This window comes from Leisingera sp. UBA4491 (genome assembly GCF_002388965.1).
Taxonomy (GTDB): Bacteria; Pseudomonadota; Alphaproteobacteria; order Rhodobacterales; family Rhodobacteraceae; genus Leisingera; species Leisingera aquaemixtae.
In genome coordinates this window covers 107,366-125,183 of the sequence record NZ_DGNN01000009.1, presented here as the reverse complement: position 1 = coordinate 125,183, position 17,818 = coordinate 107,366, and the positions used below count along the sequence as shown (strand labels likewise).

The 17,818-nt window shown below is 65.2% G+C and carries 12 protein-coding genes and 1 tRNA gene; 2 read left to right on the top strand and 11 right to left on the bottom strand.

What is annotated here, in order from left to right:
• Positions 1 to 43: 43 nt before the first annotated feature.
• Genes B2P87_RS03665 through pcaC form a run of 4 tightly spaced genes read right to left on the bottom strand, consistent with a single transcriptional unit; the run spans position 44 to position 2,635 of the window.
• Positions 44 to 874, bottom strand: coding sequence for a 3-keto-5-aminohexanoate cleavage protein (locus B2P87_RS03665; protein ID WP_141889634.1), 831 nt, complete (start codon positions 872 to 874; stop codon positions 44 to 46).
• 11 nt (positions 875 to 885) lie between these two features.
• On the bottom strand, positions 886 to 1,506 hold the full coding sequence (pcaG, locus tag B2P87_RS03660) for a protocatechuate 3,4-dioxygenase subunit alpha (protein WP_141889635.1): 621 nt from the start codon (positions 1,504 to 1,506) through the stop codon (positions 886 to 888).
• On the bottom strand, positions 1,506 to 2,243 hold the full coding sequence (gene pcaH, locus B2P87_RS03655; protein ID WP_141889636.1) for a protocatechuate 3,4-dioxygenase subunit beta: 738 nt from the start codon (positions 2,241 to 2,243) through the stop codon (positions 1,506 to 1,508). The genes pcaG and pcaH overlap by 1 nt, the downstream gene beginning before the upstream one ends.
• On the bottom strand, positions 2,240 to 2,635 hold the full coding sequence (pcaC, locus tag B2P87_RS03650) for a 4-carboxymuconolactone decarboxylase (RefSeq protein ID WP_141889637.1): 396 nt from the start codon (positions 2,633 to 2,635) through the stop codon (positions 2,240 to 2,242). Before pcaC ends, pcaH begins: the two co-directional genes overlap by 4 nt.
• A gap of 86 nt (positions 2,636 to 2,721) precedes the next feature.
• On the opposite strand from pcaC, the gene pcaQ reads away from it, so the two are divergent.
• Both pcaQ and B2P87_RS03640 read left to right on the top strand, forming a co-directional pair.
• Positions 2,722 to 3,648 (top strand): pca operon transcription factor PcaQ, encoded by a 927-nt coding sequence (pcaQ, locus tag B2P87_RS03645; protein ID WP_141889638.1) that lies wholly within the window; start codon positions 2,722 to 2,724, stop codon positions 3,646 to 3,648.
• 128 nt (positions 3,649 to 3,776) lie between these two features.
• On the top strand, positions 3,777 to 4,688 hold the full coding sequence (locus B2P87_RS03640) for an MBL fold metallo-hydrolase (protein ID WP_141889639.1): 912 nt from the start codon (positions 3,777 to 3,779) through the stop codon (positions 4,686 to 4,688).
• 24 nt (positions 4,689 to 4,712) lie between these two features.
• Here B2P87_RS03640 and B2P87_RS03635 read toward each other — a convergent pair whose 3' ends face one another.
• From B2P87_RS03635 to B2P87_RS03605, 7 genes are all read right to left on the bottom strand, one after another.
• Positions 4,713 to 7,361, bottom strand: a complete 2,649-nt coding sequence (locus tag B2P87_RS03635; RefSeq protein WP_141889640.1) for a methyl-accepting chemotaxis protein — start codon at positions 7,359 to 7,361, stop codon at positions 4,713 to 4,715.
• 243 nt (positions 7,362 to 7,604) lie between these two features.
• Positions 7,605 to 8,063: a hypothetical protein gene (locus B2P87_RS03630; protein ID WP_141889641.1), complete on the bottom strand. Its 459-nt coding sequence runs from the start codon at positions 8,061 to 8,063 to the stop codon at positions 7,605 to 7,607.
• 165 nt (positions 8,064 to 8,228) lie between these two features.
• Positions 8,229 to 9,887: a transcriptional regulator gene (locus B2P87_RS03625; protein WP_141889642.1), complete on the bottom strand. Its 1,659-nt coding sequence runs from the start codon at positions 9,885 to 9,887 to the stop codon at positions 8,229 to 8,231.
• Between the two features lie 733 nt (positions 9,888 to 10,620).
• Positions 10,621 to 10,695, bottom strand: a tRNA-Gln gene (locus B2P87_RS03620).
• 298 nt (positions 10,696 to 10,993) lie between these two features.
• Positions 10,994 to 12,925 (bottom strand): acyl CoA:acetate/3-ketoacid CoA transferase, encoded by a 1,932-nt coding sequence (locus B2P87_RS03615; RefSeq protein ID WP_141889643.1) that lies wholly within the window; start codon positions 12,923 to 12,925, stop codon positions 10,994 to 10,996.
• 226 nt (positions 12,926 to 13,151) lie between these two features.
• Positions 13,152 to 15,185 (bottom strand): peroxidase family protein, encoded by a 2,034-nt coding sequence (locus B2P87_RS03610; RefSeq protein WP_141889644.1) that lies wholly within the window; start codon positions 15,183 to 15,185, stop codon positions 13,152 to 13,154.
• 238 nt (positions 15,186 to 15,423) lie between these two features.
• The gene (locus tag B2P87_RS03605) at positions 15,424 to 17,805 is read right to left on the bottom strand and encodes a hybrid sensor histidine kinase/response regulator (protein WP_141889645.1); all 2,382 of its coding nucleotides are present in this window, start codon (positions 17,803 to 17,805) and stop codon (positions 15,424 to 15,426) included.
• Positions 17,806 to 17,818: the final 13 nt, after the last annotated feature.

The following is a 17,818-nucleotide window of genomic DNA, read 5'->3' as shown; positions in this document are numbered from 1 at the left end:
GCCTTGGGCATGGCTTCGGGCCGCTGGCCCGAAGCGGGCGCATTCAGGCGGGGCGCAGTTCCAGGATCTGGCGCGCCTGCTGCCAGGTGGCGACGGGCCGCTCGTATTTCGCGCACAGGTCTGCGGCCCGTTTCACCAGCGCCGCGTTGGAGGGGGCCAGCGTCTCGCGGTCCAGCCGCATGTTGTCCTCCAGCCCGGTGCGGGTATGGCCGCCTGCGGCAATCGACCATTCGTTGACCAGGATCTGCCCCGGACCAACCCCGGCACCGCACCACTGGGCCTCCGGCGCCAGCCGCTGCATGGTTTTGACGTAGTAGTCGAACACGTCCTTATCCACCGGCATCGCGTTCTTCACTCCCATCACGAACTGGACGTAAAGCGTGCCGGGAATGCGCCCCTCGCGGTTCATCTTCACCGCCTGGTGGATGTGCGAGAGGTCAAACGCCTCGATCTCCGGCTTCACCTCATAGGTGCGCATCTCAGAAGCCAGCCAATCCACCAGATCGGGGGAGTTCTCGTAGACCCTTGTAGGGAAATTATTGGAGCCCACCGACAGCGATGCCATGTCGGGGCGCAGGGGCAGCATGCCGCCGCGCTCGCGCCCGGCGCCGGAGCGGCCGCCTGTCGACAGCTGTATAATCATGCCGGGGCAGTGTTTCTGAAGCCCTTCCATAAGCCGCGCGAATCTTTCCGGATCCGAGGTCGGCGTCTGATCGTCATTCCTCACATGGCAATGCGCAATCGAGGCGCCGGCCTCAAACGCCTCCTGCGTGCTTTCGATCTGTTCCGCGATAGTGACAGGTACCGCCGGATTGTTCTCCTTGGTCGGGACAGAGCCGGTGATGGCCACGCAGATGATGCAGGGTGTGCTCATGAAATTCCCCTTCAAATGTCGAAAAACACGGTCTCATCTTCGCCCTGCAGGCGGATGTCGAACCGGTAGACTGCCAGACCGTCCCGCGCCTCGCGCTTGGCGATCAGTGTGGCGCGGCGGCGCTCCCATTCTATCACATTCAGCACCGGGTCTGCCGCATTGGCCTCTTCTTCGTCCTCGAAATAGACCCTGGTATTCAGCCCGACGTTGATGCCGCGCGCGACGATCCACAGATTGATGTGCGGCGCCATCATCTGCCCGCCCCGGCCCATCACAGGCCCGGGCTTCACGGTGTCAAATCCCCATTCGCCGGTCTCAAAGTCGGTGATCACCCGGCCCCAGCCGCGGAACCCCTGCTCCACCTCGCCCGGATGTTCGGGGTGGGCATAGACGCCGTCCGCATTGGCCTGCCATGCCTCCAGCAGCACGTCCTTGACCGGCGAGCCGGTGCCGTCTGTCACCACGCCCTCGACCCGGATGCGCGCGCCTTTGGCATTGGGGCCTGCAATGTCCCAGCCAAGCTCCTGATCGTAGATCTCAAACCCTGCAGCACCAGGGGCCAGGCCGATATGGACATAAGGACCAGCGGTCTGGGAGGGGGTTTCTTTCAGGTATTCCAGCTTCTGCCGCATCAGTTTCCCTCCAGCCGGTTTTCAAACAGGGTGGACCGCCGCCCGCGCAGCACGATGTCAAAGCGATAGGCGATGGTGTCCAGCGGAATGGTGGCGTTCATGTCGAGCCGGGCCACCAGCATCTCAACCGCCTCCGGGTCCGGGATGGTGTTCACGATCGGGCAGCGGGCAGTCAGCGGGTCGCCCTCGAAATAGAGCTGGGTGATCAGCCGCTGGGCGAAACCGCTGCCGAAGACCGAAACGTGGATATGCGCGGGCCGCCAGTCGTTCACCCAGTTGCGCCAGGGGTAAGCGCCGGGCTTTACAGTGCGGAAATGGTAGCAGCCGTTCGCATCCGTCAGCGTCCGGCCGCAGCCGCCGAAATTCGGGTCCAGCGCCCCAAGATAGCTGTCCTTCTTATGCCGGTATCGGCCGGAGGCATTGGCCTGCCAGATCTCCACCAGCGTCTTCGGCACCGGGCGGGCGTTTTCATCCAGCACCCGGCCATGCACGATGATGCGCTCGCCGATCGGGCTTTCGCCGGGCTGGGCGAAATTGCTCAGCAGGTCATTGTCGGTGGCGTTGAAATCGTTGTGGCCGAACACCGGGCCGGTGATCTCGCTGGCGGTGTTCTCCAGGCTGATCAGCGGGAATTTGGGCGAGCGGGTGACCGAGGTCTTGTAGTCCTGCGACAGGGCAGGTGGGTGCCAGCGGCGGTCGCGCTGATAGAACTCCCCCTCTTTCGGCGGCGTGCTCATGCGGGCTCCTCCCCTTCGGCTGCCATTGCGGCATAGGTTTCCTTGGCCAGTTTCAGCGCCTGATTGGCGCGCGGCACGCCGGCATAGATGGCCACATGCTGGAAGGCCTCCTGCACGTCTGCCTGGCTGGCGCCGGTGCGGGCGGTGGCTCGGATGTGCATCGGGATCTCAGCGAAATTGCCGGTCGCTGCCAGCAGCGCCAATGTCAGCATCGACCGTTCCCGCATGGAAATCCGGTCCGACGCCCAGACCGTGCCCCAGGCGGCCTCAGTAATCAGCTCCTGAAACGGCTGGTCCAGCGCCGTCTTGGCGGCCTCGGCGCGGTCCACATGGGCGTCGCCCAGCACCCTGCGCCGGACTTGCATGCCGCGGTCGTATCGGTCTTGCGTCATTGCGGTCTCCCTTTGCACAGGAGTATCGCATACCGCAGGTGATCTGTATAATCCCCAATCAGGCATGAAATGATACCTGTGGTGATATGAGACTTTCGTCCTCTTTGAAGCTGCGCCATCTTGAAGTCTTCGTTGAAGTCGCCCGCAAGCTGAGCGTCACCCAGGCGGCTGAGGCGCTGGGCATGACTCAGCCCGCTGTTACCCGGGCGCTGCGCGAGCTGGAGGCGGTCTGCGGCAAGCCGCTGGTGGAAAAACACGGCCGCGGCATCCGGCTCAGCAGCTATGGAGAGCTGTTCCGGGATCATGCGGGGCGCAGCCTGGCGCTGGCGCGTGACGGGGTGGCGCTGCTGCAGGGTCTGGGGGAGGCGGAGGGGCCGCAGGTCTCCATCGGGGCGCTGCCCACAGTGGCAGCGGATCTGGTGCCCGACACGCTGGCGCAGCTGCGCGCAGGCAGGGCGCCGGGGCGGTTTCTGGTGATGTCCGGCGGCAATCAGTATCTGATCGACCAGCTGCGCCGCGGCAGCCTGGATGTGGTGGTCGGCCGGCTGCCCGCGCCGGAAACGATGGCCGGGGTGGAATTCGACCCCTTGTACCGCGAGCGGGTGGCGGTGGTGGTCGCGGCAGGCCACCCGCTGGCCGGGGCTGCCCATCTGCCGCCCGCGGTGTTTGAGGATTACCCGGTGCTGATGCCGTCGGAAGGGTCTATCATCCGCCCTCTGGTCGAGCGGATGTTTCTGGAGCAGGGGCTGGCGTTGCCGCGCTTCCCGGTCGAGACGGTCTCATCTTCCTTTGGACGCCGCTTCGTGCTGGCGCATCAGGCGGTCTGGATCATCAGCCACGGCGTGGTGCGGCCGGATCTGCAGGCAGGCACCATGACCGCGCTGCCGGTGAACACGGACAGCACCTTGGGCCCGGTTGGCCTGTGCACCCGCCGCGAGCACCGGCTGACCGCTGCCGCGCAGCGGTTTTGCGCCGCGCTGCGCAGCCATTGCGCCGCTCTGGGGCTGGTTTAGCGCCGCTGCTGGCCGGTCTGGCAGGACTGCGGCAATGCAGGCGTTTGCGTTGCTGCGGCCATGCCTTATAATTCATCAAATGGAATATTTGCATTTGATGCAGTCTGACTGAAGCGGGAGGAAGGGCGATGGCCTTAAGCAGACGGAATTTCGGCCTGGCGGCTGCGGCGGGGCTGGCTGCGGCGGCGGCACCGGGATGGGCGCTGGCCCGGATCGAGCTGGGGGCCAAGAAGATTGAAACGCTGTCGGACGGCCACCTGACCCTTCCGCCGGAGTTCATCTTTGGCGGGCTTGACCCAGAGGCGCTGCAACCGCTGCTGCACCGCTACGGGATCGGGGCGGGGCCGCTGATGCCAGAGGTCAATGTCACCCTGCTCAGGGGCGAGGGCAGGGTGGTTCTGTTTGACGCAGGCTCCGGGCCGGGGTTTCAGGACAGCGCGGGCAAGCTGCCAGGGGCGCTGGAGGCCATCGGGGTCGCCCCGGAGGAGGTAACCCACGTGGTCTTTACCCATTGCCACCCGGATCATCTGTGGGGGGTGCTGGACGATTTCGATGAACTGCTGTTCCCCGAGGCGGCCTTTCTGATGGGGCAGGATGAATGGGATTACTGGTACGATCCGGACACGGCCGCCAGCATCGGCAGCAGCCGCGCTGCCATGGCCGCCGGGGCGCGCCGCCGGATGGAGGCGCTGGAGGACAGGGTGCAGCTGTTCGCCGATGGGGCGGAAATCCTGCCCGGCGTTGCCGCCCGCGCCACCCCCGGCCACACGCCGGGGCATATGGCCTTTGAAGTCCGCGGCGGCAGTGAAAGCGTCCTGATCCTGGGCGACGCGGTTGGCAATCACCATGTCAGCTTTGCAGAACCCTCCTGGCCGGTCGGTTCGGACCAGGATCCGCAAGCGGCGGCCGCGACGCGCCTGCGCCTGCTGGATCAGCTGGCCGCGGAGCAGATGCGGCTGATTGGCTATCACTTGCCGGGCGGCGGCATCGGGCGGGCAGAACGGTCCGGCAGCGGCTACCGCTTCGTTGCCGGGGAGTAGGGCAGGGCTGTTTCGAGCGCCGCCTCAGGCCTGCAGCCGCCAGATCTCCTCTTGCTCCTGGCCGCGGGCACCCTCTCCGGGGGCCGCGGCTTGGGTGCGGAAGGCGCCGATGGCGCCAGCCATGGCCTGAGCTTCCTTGGACAGCCCCAGGCTGGAGGAGGTGACCTCCTCGAACAGGGCCGCGTTGCGGGTGGTGGCGTCGTCGAGATTGGCCATTGCGGTGTTGATCTCCTGCAGGCTGCCGGATTGTTCCGAGGATGCCTGGGAAATGGACTTCATAAGGTCGGCCGCGCTGGCGACAGAGGCAGAAATGTCGCTGATCGCCGCGCGGGTCTGTTCGACCAGATCGGCGCCAAGCTCGACATTCTGGCCCGCTTCCTCCACCAAGGCGGCGATTTCCGTGGCGGCCTCCTTGGACCGGTGCGCCAGCGTCCGCACCTCCGAAGCGACCACGGCAAACCCCTTGCCGACATTGCCTGCCCGGGCCGCCTCGACGCCGGCGTTTAGCGCCAGCAGGTTGGTCTGCTGGGCAATTGCCTCGATCATGCCGATGATCCGGGAAATCTTCTCGGAGCTTTCCTTGATCGCCTCCATCGCGCCGTAGGTCCGCTTGACCACCTCAATGCTCTCATTGGCGTTCTGGCGTGCCGCCTCGACCGAGGCGGAGGCCTCTCCCGAAGCCTGTGCGGTGCCGGCGATGGAAACCGAAAGCTGGTTCACCGCCGCCGCGGTTCCGGCCAGGGTTTGGGCAGTGTGCTCCGAACGTTCGGAGAGGTTGCGGGACGCCGAGGAAATTTCGGTGCTGCCGCCGGCAATCGACTGGCCGCTGGCGCTGAGACTGCTCACCGAGGCCTCCAGCTTCTCCAGCGCCGCGTTGAAATCGTCGCGCAGCTTGGCATAGCCTTCGCCCATTTCGCCGCGGATGCGGTAGGTCAGATCGCCCTGCGACAGCCGTTCCAGACCGCTGCCGATGGCCGTAACCGCGGCGGTCTGCTCGGCCAGGCGCGCATCGCGCTCAGCTTCGGCTGCGGCCTCCACTTCGGCCTTTTGCACCAGCCCGTCGCGGAACACCGACAGCGCCGTGGCGATCCGGTAAATTTCATCGCTGGAGCGCTCGTAACCGGTCACCGGGCGCAGATTTCCGGCGGCCAGCCGCTCAGTTGTGCCGCTGATATCGGCCAGCGGGCGCAGGATCAGGATCCGGGTCAGAACCAGCGCCGCCAGAAACACCGCCGCCGCCACAGCCGCCAGGATCTGCAGCTGCCGCTGTGCTGCGGTCACGTCGCTGGCAAGCCCGTCCGCGATCGAGGCGATTTCCAGCTGGCTTTCGGCGCCGAGCGCGGTCGCCTTGCCGGCAAATTCCAGCACGGCGTCCACGGTGGCCTGCGATGCGGTGGCAGCTTCGGCCGCAGCCTCCAGCGCCGCGGCCTTGAACACCGGCAGGCCTTGCGAGGGATCGGCAAGCGCGATCATCCCTTCCAGTTCCTGAGCAAACACCCCGTCATTGAACCCGCTGTAGCCCGCCAGCGCAGCGGCGGCGTCCTGCAGCGGTCCGGCAGCGGCCCGGGCGGCGGAAATCTCATGCGCTGCGGCCATGTCCAGCGCCGCAACCTGAAAGGCGCTGATCCAGCCGTTGATTTCCAGAAGCTGCTGCAGCACGCCGACCTGGTTGTCCAGCAAGCCCTGGATGGCGGTGCGGTTGTCGGCACTGGCCTGGGTTGCTGCGACCGACAGGGTGAATACCATCCGCTCCATCGCCTGCGTCAGCGGGCGCACACTGGCGTTGCGGGCGGCCAGCACCTCCTTGCGGCTGTCCTTCAACTCCTTGCGGCTGGCCGTCAGAGTATAGCGGAACAGCTCCACCGACTCGCGGACCTTTTGCACCCGGCCGGCGTCCAGTCCCAGCTCTTCGAGCCGGCCCAGCACCGGCTCCAGCCGTTTCAGCGCGTCTTTGGCCATTTTCTTGAGCGCCCCTTTGGTCGGGACGTCGCGCACATGCCCCAGTGCCAGCGCCGCGCCGGACAGGATGCTGATGTCCGCGCGTGCTTCCAGCAGCGTTTGCAGTCCGCCGAATTGCTGCTCCACCAGATCGTTCAGGACCTCATCGACCTGGATGATGGTCTCTTCGCCGCCGTCCATCAGGCTGTTGCGGGCTTCGGAGGCGACCATGACAAGCTTGTCCTGCACCGCCTGGCTGAGGGTCTGCAGGCGGGCGGTCCGGGTGTCGATTGCAACCTGGTTGGCGAAGGCGCCCTTGCGCGCGGCAATCAGGTTATTGAGCCGTTCAGCAGCGGCAGCGGCCTCCGGTGCGAATTGGGCCTGCTCCCCTGCGGGCAGCCCGGCGACCGTGCTGTTCAGATGCGCGATGGCGGCGGCGGCCTTTTCCTCGGCCTGGGCCAGATCCTCAACCGATCCGGCCTGCAGAACGCCGATCATCGTGTTTTTGGCTTGGCCTGCGGCATTTACCAGGCGGCTGCTCAGCTCCAGCTGCGGGACTTTCTCTTGCGTCAGAACCTGCATTTCGCGGCCGGTCTGCGCAAACACCAGTGTGACCAGGATGCCGCCCACGGCGCAGGCAGCGCCCATCGTCATCAGGATCAGCGTGATCTTGGCGCCAATACTGGAAAACAGCCGGAAACGGCGCCGCGCCGGAACGTCTTTTTCAATGGTCATCGTCTCACCCAATGCATCCGCCCGCTTCTATCTGAACCCGGGCCAGTCATGGGGCACCCCGCTGGCGCGCGGGACTGGTCAGGGATTGCAGGTGCAAGTCCGCCCGCCTGCATATTTGTGCTAGAAGGCCAGAAAGACTCTAAAGAAAGCATGAGCAGGCGCGGGAAAGTCCGTTGTATTTTACCGGCCGGCAGCGGCGCGGCGGTGCCGGAGCAGATGACCGCAAGCGTCTTGGGGCTGCGCCTAGGCCGGGTCCGAGAGCCGCCACACAGCATGCAACGGCAGGTTAGCGGCATCCGCCACCGGACGGTACCCGGCCAGCGGATCGAACACGTGGCGGATCCGGCCGCCCTCGCGGCAGGCGGTAAGCAGAACCGGGCGGCCGTTGACCTGCTCACTGGACACCGAGACCGGTAAGGTGCCGGTGAGCCAGCCGCCATAGCTGACGGTGCCGTTGCCGCTGCGGATGACAATTTCGAAATAGTCCAGCGCCGCCATGCGGAATATCAGGTCCGGGGCCCCTTCCGGACTGCCGCCAAGATGCCCCACTGTCAGCTCTGCGCCGATCAGATTGCTGGCCGAGTAGCCCCAGCGGTGCATGAAGCCGTCCACAATGTCGAGAATCTCCTGTGTCCGTTCCTCGGGCCGGACCGCCGGCCCGAAGCCCGAGAAGCGCCGTTCAAATTCCAGATGTTCGCTCACGCCCTCTCCCTGCGCCGCCCTTTGCGGGTCATTGCCGGCCCGGCCAGCCGCCGGGTTCTACCGGATGCTAACACGTTTATCCTGGCCTTTCGGCAAAAGATGTGGGCCAGATGCGCATTTCCCAGCGTCACCCGGCAGCCGGGGCTTGGCGGCGCCCGGCCAGGGTTACTCCGGCACCCCGGCCTGCCGCAGGGCAGAGGCCCATTCCGGTCCCGCAGGGCTCATCGCGGCGGGGTTGTCACGCTGGAATTGCGACAGGCAGAACTTCGGCGCGGCCTCCAGCAGCTTCTGCACCGTGCTCCGGGCCTCGTCGCCCCGCCCGGACATCTGCAAGGCAATCGCCTTGGAGCGCAGCGGCACCGGGAAGGCGCCCTTGGCCTCCAGCGAGCGGTCGGCCAGTTCGATCGCGCGGCCGTAATTGCGGGCCGACAAATGTGCCAGGGCCGAAATCGCGTCAAAATAATAGCACTGCGGTCCCAAGGGGGTCAGCTGCCGCGCCGCATCTGTCATTTGCACCGCCGCGTCCGGCATATCCTGGTACGCCAGCGTCGCCCCTTTGAGCAGCAGCGCCAGGGCTTCGTTCGGGTTGTCGCGCAGCGCCAGGTCATAAGCGTCCTGCGCCAGGTCGAACCGGAAGGTCAGGTGGCTGGAGATGAGCCCCTTGAGGGTGTGGGCCAGTGAGAACGCGGGCGCCGCGTCAATGGCCGCGTCCGCCATCCTGCTGGCAAGACGGCTGTCCTCCTCCCGGTTCGGCGACAGCCCCTTTTCCACCCGCATCACATGCCAGAATCCCATCCAGGTCAGCGGCAGCGCATGGTTCGGCTCGCGCTCCAGCAGATGGGACAGGATTTCATGCGCGCGCTGAAATTTGCCCGCGTCCATTTCCTGCATCAGTGAGATCGCCGCCATCAGCAGCACATGGCTTTCCAGCGCCTTCAGCGGCTTGAACCCGGCCAGCCGGACCGCCTCGCCCGCGGCGGTCTGGCCGATCTGCAGCGTCGCGTTGCGCAGGACGGAGCTGCGCCCCTCCATCAGGCTGCTCTTGCTGCCGTCAAAGCTGCGCGACCAGATCACCTTCTCGCGGACCGCATCATGCAGGTCTATTTCGGCGCGGAACCGGCCGCCGTCGCTGGTGACCGTTCCCGAAATCAGGTAGTCGACCCCCGCAACCGAGGACACCTCGGCCGGGCGCACCTTTTCCGGGTCGAACTGGCGTGAGGCGAGGTAGGACGTCACCGAGAAAGCCCAGCTGCGCGACAGGTGCCGCGACAGCTCTTCGGACATCAGCGATCCAAGCGGCGCATCCGCGGCCCCCGGCGACCGGTGAACAAAGGGCAGAACCGCAATCGAAGGCAGCAATCTGTCCAGGATCACCCGCCCCGGAGCGGCACCAGCCTGCGGCACCGGGTGCGCGGAACTGCGGGAAAACTCCGCTCGGGTGTCCGACAGCCAGCTATTGAAGACGGATTCATGAGGCAGCTCAAAACCTTCCATGAATTCCGAACTGCCAGCGCAGCTGTCCAGCTCCACCCGGGTCAGGTCCAGAATGACCCGTTCGCGGTTGGCAAACAGCAGCTTGGCCGCCTCCGGCCCCAGGTGCCGCCGCAGCGTCGACAGCGCCGTGCGCAGGCTGGCCTTGGCCTGCTCCGGCTGTGCCAGGCACCACAGTGTCTTCTCCAGAAACGCCCGCGTCCGTATCCCTCCGTCGGCCGTGGACAGCAGCGACATCAGCGCCTGGTGCTTGGCCCCCAGCTGTACGTTTTCCCCTTGCGCATCAAAGACGCCAAAAGCTCCAAACCGGCAAATCTTGAGAAAGACAGTCATCCGTCAACCCCACTGAACGATTGTTGCATCTAATATTAAATCACCATCATATTGCATTGCCTTAATTTGTTTTGCAATTACTGATTGTAAAATATTGAAGGGGAGGTTCAGCACGTTGCATCAGCAGCAAGCCTGCGTGCGTTCCGGCATCATAAGTGACCTTGCGTCACTCTTCAACCGGGCACTGTGTAGGCTGTTCAGGCCGCCTTGCTGCAGCCTCGCAAGGCGGTTTGCCGCTGTCTGAAGTTTGGCGGCGGCTACGCACGGTATGCGTGCAATTTCTGCTTCAGCGCGTAATTCCGGGCCGGATCGTGCGGATGCAAACCCCGCGACCTGATCGCAGCGCGGCGGAAACGGCGGAGGAGTTGGCGGGGCAGAAGGGCAGTGTGAATTTTCCCTCGCCAAGGGCGCGGCCATGGCCAAGTCCCGCACTCTCTGCAGCGAAACCGTCTTTCAGGCAAAGGGGGTGGGAATCAACTGTGCTGTCGGCCAGAACATCTGATCGAGGGGTCGGCGGCGGATAACAAGCGCGACGACTGGGATCATTGGGCGAACGGTGTGGACTTCAGCTTGCTCTAACCCGTGGCGATGGCCTCCAGCGGTATACTGGGGGCCTCCCGACCCACCCTGGGCACCCGTTCTGAAGCCGCTAACAGTACGCCAAAACACTGGGGCCGAAACCGGGGGCCTTTTCGGGGCTAACGGGTGCTTAGTTTCTTTTGTGAGAGGCCGATGGCTGGGGTGGTAGGATTCGAACCTACGGTACACGGTACCAAAAACCGCTGCCTTACCACTTGGCTACACCCCATCGGTGAGGCGCTGTCTAAAGTTTGTTGCGGGGGCGTGCAAGAGGGTTTTTGAAAAAAAATGCAGTTCTTCTCTAAAGGCCCGCAAATAACCTGCCAGCAGGTCTCTGAAGGACCTTGCAGCCAGAGGGTGCCGGGCAGGAAACGGAAATGAATATAAGGAGTTGCCAGCCCCTGTGTGATGGGTTTCGGGGTGTGCTCCGGTCCCGGGAGCGGTGCCATTGGGGGCGGGAAGGGCGGGGTGCGGCCAGAGAAATGCGGCGCCGGCCCCATCATGGGCTGGGGCCGGCCGCGGCCGCTTCAGGAGCCCCAAATGGCCTGATGCGCTTCCTCGCCGCTTTCGAAGATATGCGGCTGCACACTGCGGCTGGCGAGTTCGCCCTGCATCTTCAGCCGCATGAAGGCGCTGGTGGTGTAATGAGCGATCGAGGCACTGTTTGCCTCCAGCTTTTCGCCGACCAGGGCGGCATAGTCGTCCTGCAGATCCTCGGCGATGCGGAAGCCGTTCTGGTTCATCACCATGTTCACGTCCCGGCCGCTCCGGGCGAAGGCGTCCTGCAGCACGCGGGCCAGATCCTCGGCGTCCTGCTTCTTGCGGACGCTCCAGCCCTCGAGGTTGACGAACATGGTGTGGCGGGCGGCGTCATAGGTGACGCGTTCGGAGAGATTGAGGTTCAAGAGGTCGTTCATCAGCCCCATCGGCTCCTCCCGGAAGATGCGCGCATCCATCAGGGCGACGTTTTCGATGATCGGCCTGAATTCCATCTGATCCAGGATGTCGCGCTGCAGGTCTATGCCGGGAGCGATCTCGATCAGCTCCAGCCCCTTGGGGGTCAGCTGCAGCACGCAGCGTTCGGTCACGTAAAGAACCGGCTGCGAGCGCTGCGAGGCGTAAGGCCCGGAAAAGGTGATCTGTTCGATCAGCCGCACGAATTTCTTGTTGCGGCCTTCCTGAACGATGCGCAGCTCGCCGTTTTCCACAGCAACCTTCAGCCCGCCCGCAGTGAAGGTGCCGGCAAAGACCACGGCGCGGGAGTTCTGCGAGATGTTGATGAAGCCGCCGCAGCCGTTCAGGCGGCCGCCGAAGCGGGAAGCGTTGACGCTGCCCTCGGCGTCGCATTCGGCCATGCCGAGGCAGGTGAGGTCCAGCCCGCCGCCATCGTAGAAATCGAACATCTGGTTCTGGTCGATGATGGCGTCAGCATTGGCCGAGGAGCCGAAGCTGGAGCCGCCTGCCAGCACCCCGCCAACGGCGCCGGCCTCTGTGGTCAGGGTGATGTAGGGGGTGGCTTTTTCCTCGTTGGCCACGGCGGCCACACCGTCGGGCGCGCCGACGCCGAGGTTCACGGCACCGTTGGGCGGCAGTTCAAAGGCGGCGCGGCGGGCGATGATCTTGCGCTGATCCAGCGGCATCTTGGGGATGCCGCCCAAGGGCACCCGGATTTCGCCCGACAGCGCCGGATTGTGCTGCACGCCGTAGTTCATCCGGTGCATCTCCGGGTCATCGGCGACACAGACGCAGTCCACCAGCAGGCCGGGGATCTTCACGTCTTTGGGTTTGATCGAGCCGTCCTCGACGATGCGCTCCACCTGGGCGATGACGATGCCGCCGTTGTTGTGGGCCGCCATCGCCTGGGCCAGGCAATCCAGCGTCAGCGCCTCGCGTTCCATGCTGATGTTGCCGGAGCGGTCGGCGCTGGTGCCGCGGATGAAGGCAACGTCGATCTTGGTGGCCTTGTAGAACAGCCAGTCTTCGCCATCGACCTGGACGTATTTGACGATGTCTTCTTCGGTCACCTTGTTGACCTTGCCGCCGCCGTGGCGCGGGTCGACATAGGTGTGCAGTCCGACCTTGGAGAACAGGCCGGGCTGGCCCGCGGCGCAGGCGCGGTAAAGCTGGGAGATCACCCCCTGCGGCAGGTTGTAGCCGCAGATCTTGTTTTCCTGCGCGGCCTGGGCGACCTTGGGCATGCGGCCGAAATTGCCGGCAATCACCCGCCGCAACAGGCCGTCGTGATGCAGCCGCCCGGTGCCCAGCCCCTTGCTGTCGCCGGCGCCGGCGCACATGATCAGGGTCAGGTCGCGGGGGGCGCCTTGGTCCAGAAACCGCTTTTCCAGCGCCGCGTGCAGCATCTCCGGGATGCAGCTTTGCACGAACCCGGTGGTGGTCACGACATCCCCGTCCCGGATCAGCGCCATCGCCTGTTCGGTGGTGGTTGTCTTGTCTTTCATGGCGGCGCGTCCTCCCCGATGCCGGTTGCCGTCCGGTCAGGATCGGTGTCCTGACGGCGGGATGATCGGGAATGTTAGGCCCGCGCGCAGGCGCGCCTGTCCTTCGATTGCGTCAGCGGACCGGGGACCTGCGACATCGGCCGGCGCTGGCTGGCGGAAAGTTTCCGATCGGCGCCTGTAATTTCCGCGCCGGGGGCTTTTTGTATACTGCGGCCGGCTGACGGGCCTAGAAAAAGCTTGCCCCGGCGTCCTGCCAGTCGCTTAGCGTGATGCCTTCGAACGTCACAGAGCAGCCGTCCGCGAACGCAAAGACCAGCCCGTCGTCCGTGTCCATCGCCTGTGCGCTCCACGAATGCGGGCCGATGATTTTGGTCCGGTCGACGCCAAGCTCGAAGTCGGTAATCGTGTCCGCGCCTGATTTCCGGGTGTTGAACACGAAGCAGTCCGCGCCCTCACCGCCGGTCAGCACATCATTTCCCTTGCCGCCGGCAAGTGTGTCGTTTCCCGTGCCCCCTTCCAGGGTGTCGCGGCCTGATCCGCCCCTCAGAACGTCATTGTGGCTGCCGCCTGACAGGAAGTCGGCTGCGCCGCCGCCCTTCAGCCTGTCCGCGCCGCTGCCGCCGTCCAGGCAATCGCTGCCCCGGTTTCCGGCCAGGATGTCCCTGCCGCCGCCCCCTTGCAGGTCGTCATCACCGGACTTGCCGGAGAGGACATCCGCACCCTTGCGGCCAAAGATGAAATCCTGCCCGGAGCCGCCGCTGAGAACATCATCGCCGGCAGTGCCCGCGATCCTGTCCATTGCGGCAAAGGCATCTTTTTGCAGGTTCTGAACATCAGTATTGCGCAGGATAACGTCTGACAGCGTCGTGTCCCAAAGCGCCTTCAGCTCGTCTGCCGGGATGCCGTCGCGGCCCTCGCTCCAGAACGGGTCGCCATCGCGCAGCCGGGTAAATTGATCAATCATGACAAGCGAGAACGTCTGCCCCAGCAGCCCGCTGCCAAAGGCGTCCTCGGCCAGGCCGCCGATCCAGGCGTCCACCAGATCTGTATCGCCATAAGCCTGTTCCAGCTTGGCGGCCAGTACAGCGTCGGAGGTAATGTCAGAGAAGCGTTCCGCACGCGGCAGGCCCAGAGCCTCGCGCAGCTCATTATAGCTGGCCACGCCCATGTCGCGCCCGCGCTGGATGTTCAGCGCCGCCAGATCCAGCCCGCCCGCGCCCGGCGGCCCGAACAGGAAGGAGCGCACGTCCTCCACCACCTTGGTGTCGATGGCTTCGGAAGTCTGGGTGGCCGCCCCGCGCAGGACATTTTCGACCATGCCATTCTGGCTGACCAGATGCGGCTGAAAAAACGCATCGCGCAGCGCCAGCGGGTCCAGCTGGGTGCCGTTTTCGGTGACCCGCTGCAGGTTGGCCGACAGCAGGGTGTGCCCGAGCCGGTAGACGGCGCTGGAGAATTCGATCGCAATCCCCGGGTTCACATCCGGGTCATGGCCCTGGTAGGCGCCAAAGGCATTTTCGCCCAGCAGGACCGGCAGAAACTCCTTGAATGTGATGGCTTGCACCAGCGCCTCGACCCGGGCGCGGGCGGCCTCAAACAGCTGATCATCCGTCAGCGACGGATCCCTTGCCGCCAGCTCCTCGACCAGCCGGTTGTGCTCGCGGGTGAACAGCGTGTGCATCGAGGTCAGGGCAACGTTTTCGGCAGCGCGGACATCGCCGGTCAGGAAACCGTCGCCTTCGAGGTTCAGGAAATGATCCTCGGTCATCTTCAGTTTGCCGCCTTCGCCCCGCATCGCGGCGACCATCTCTGCGGTTGAGCCATAGATCATCGAGGCGTCGATGCAGGCGGTGATCTCATTGAGGAATTCCCCGTCGTGCTGTTCCACCCGGGTGAACGGAATGATGGCGGTGCCGGTGCCAAAGGGATCGAAGAACGGATCGCCTGCCGGAACTTCAATGTTCGCACGCACGCCGCTTTCGGTGCCGGTCAGTGACAGGTCATGGTCTAGGAACTGACCCCAGATCCAAAGAAAGTCTGATGCTCCGGCGGCATTCGCCGTTTCTCCGGTCTGGGCTGACAGTATGTTGGACAGTTCGCGCGGGTTCGGCCGGTCCCCACCCGCCATTTCGCCATCCGGCCCCAGCCCGCTGTCCGCCAGTCTCAGCAGTTCCGTGCCGGTTGCGCCCCAGTCAGGATGGTCTGGATTTGCGGACGTGCCATCGGAGGGCCGTACGGCCCCAATCTGTAAACTGGACATGTGATCCCCCAATCACTCGTAAAAAAACACTGTCACCGGAATTGCCGTCGCGCGGCCCGAAAGCGCTGTGCCCCCCGTGCCGCCGAACGCCGATATCCCCCGCACATGCACCCCTGCGCGGACTGCAGGTTTCAGGTAGTGCTTCACGATTTCGTGTCAAACCGTGTGATCGCGTGATTGCGCGGCGCGGGCAGGGCAAGGCTGCCAAGGGGCAGCTGCCGCACGGAGCGGGGGAGGGTCAGGCTTGCCTGGCTTGCAGTGCGGCGCTCCCGGCGTCCGGGGTGCCTGTCCATTTGGCGATCTGATCCAGCAGTTCCTGCTTGCGCACGGGTTTGGACAGGAAACCCACCATGCCCGCCGCGCGGCAGGCGGCCTCATCAGTGCTCAGCACATTGGCGGTCAGGGCCAGGATCGGGCAGGGCGCGCGGCCGTTCTCCTGCTCCCACGCCCGCAGCCGGCGGGTCGCCTCAAGCCCGTCCATCACCGGCATCGACATATCCATAAGCACCAGATCGAACGGCTGCGCCGCAAAGGTCTCGACCGCCTCCTGGCCGTTGCTGCAAATGGTCATCTGGATGCCGGACGGGCCGAGCATCTTCTTCAGAACCAGCTGGTTGGTGCGGTTGTCCTCCGCCACCAGCAGCCGCAGGCGGCTGAATCCTGCGCCCGCTGGCGCGGCTGCCGCAGCCAGCGCAGCCGGGGCAGCAGGCTCTGCGCCGGGCTGCAGCGCCACTTGCAGCATCCGCAGCAGCACCCTGTTGCGGGCAGGTTTCATCAGCACGTGCAAGGTCCTGCACTGCTTGAGCGCCTGGTATTCCGAGATCAGCCGGCTGCCGACGCAGAACACCACCGGCAGCTCCCGGCAGCCGGGCAGGCCGTGCAGCCGCTGGCACAGCTGCCTGGCCTGTTCCAGCGGCACGCTGTTTTCCACCAGCACCAGGTCCGGCTGCTGCTGCCGGGCGGCCAGCGCTTCCACCTGCTCCAGCAGCTCTGCCGCCCCGGGCGGGACCATCGTGTCCGCCCCCCAGTAGGCCAGCTGGCGCAGCCGCACATCGCGCGAGAACGGCAGATCGGCCACCACGGCAACCCGTTTGCCGGCCAGCGGCCTGGAAGGCGCCGGTGACGGAGCCGCAACCGGCAGCGTCAGGCACACAGTGAAGCAGGAGCCCTTGCCGGCCTGCGAGACCACGTCGATGCGCCCGCCCATGGCCTGCGCCAGCCGCGAGGAGATGGCCAGCCCCAGACCGGTGCCCTCAAAGCGCCGTGCGGTGGTGCTTTCCACCTGCTCGAAGGCGTGGAAGATCTGGCCGATGCTGTCTTCGGGGATGCCGACGCCCGTGTCGCGGACGTCGATGCACAGCGGAATGTTGTGGCTGGGATCGTAATTCAGCGTGATGCTGATGTGGCCCTCCAGAGTGAATTTGACGGCGTTGCCGACCAGGTTCATCAGGATCTGCCGCACCCGGCCGCTGTCGCCGATGAACTCCGGCGGCGTGTGCTCGGGGATGTCGATGCAGATTTCAACGCCCTTGGCGGTGGCGCTCGGCGACATCAGCGTGGCCACATCATAGATCACATCGCGCAGGTTGAACGGCTGCTGCAGCATCTGCGCCTTGCCGGCTTCCAGCTTGGAAAAGTCGAGAATGTCATTGACGATGCGCAGCAGCGCCTCGGAGGAGGCGAGGATCGTGCTGGTGCAGGACGTCTGTTCCGGGGTCAGCCGGGTTTCGTTCAGCACCTCCGCCATGCCCAGAACGCCGTTGATCGGGGTGCGGATTTCATGGCTCATGGTGGCCAGAAAACGGGACTTCGTCTCCGTTGCGGCCTCTGCGCGGGCCTTTTCCTGCTGCAGACGCTCGGCAATCCGCTTCTTTTCCTGCAGGCTCGCGGCCAGCGTGTCGAGCGCTGCGAATACGGCGCGAATCTCGTCTTCGGCCTTTGGCGGGCCGGATTGCTCGCCGCTGGCCAGCCGCTGCAGCTTGGCGGCGGCCGATTGGATCGCCGCTGAAATGGCGTGGGCCTTGCGCATCGAAAAGATCAGTGCCGCGGCCATGATCAGCGCGGTCCCCGTCAGCCCGAGCACAAAGATGCGGGACAGCGCCTGGTTGGTTGCCGCCACGGTGTGCTCCGCGTGCGCCGCCGCAAGGGCGGTCACCAGCGCGGCCTGCCGGGTGACGGCTTCGCTGCTCATCATCAGCGCGCTGAGCGTGGGGATCTCTTGGGCCGGCTTGATGCTGAGCAGAACCACTGCCATCTGGCACCATTCCGCCAGCGCCTGGTTCAATGCTTCAGCTTCACCGCGGAGCGGCGCCGGCAGGGGCTGCTGCAGGAGGGCGCTCAGATCGCGGTTGATGACCTGAAGATGCGCCTGGAATTCTGCGGCCACGTCCTCCTGCGGGATCAGCCGGGTCATCGCCAGCACGTCCTGGGCATAGGTTTGGGCGGCCGTGATGCCGGTGCTGACGCTGCTGGTGCGGCGGGTGACTTCCAGGGCGGCCTCCAGAACGGCGTCCTTGCGGCTGGACGCATAGACCGCCATGCCGCCGACCAGCAGCACAGCAAACAGCGCCGCAACCGTAATCACAAGAACCGGCAGGACGATGGATCGCTTGATGATCATGAACGGATGCCTT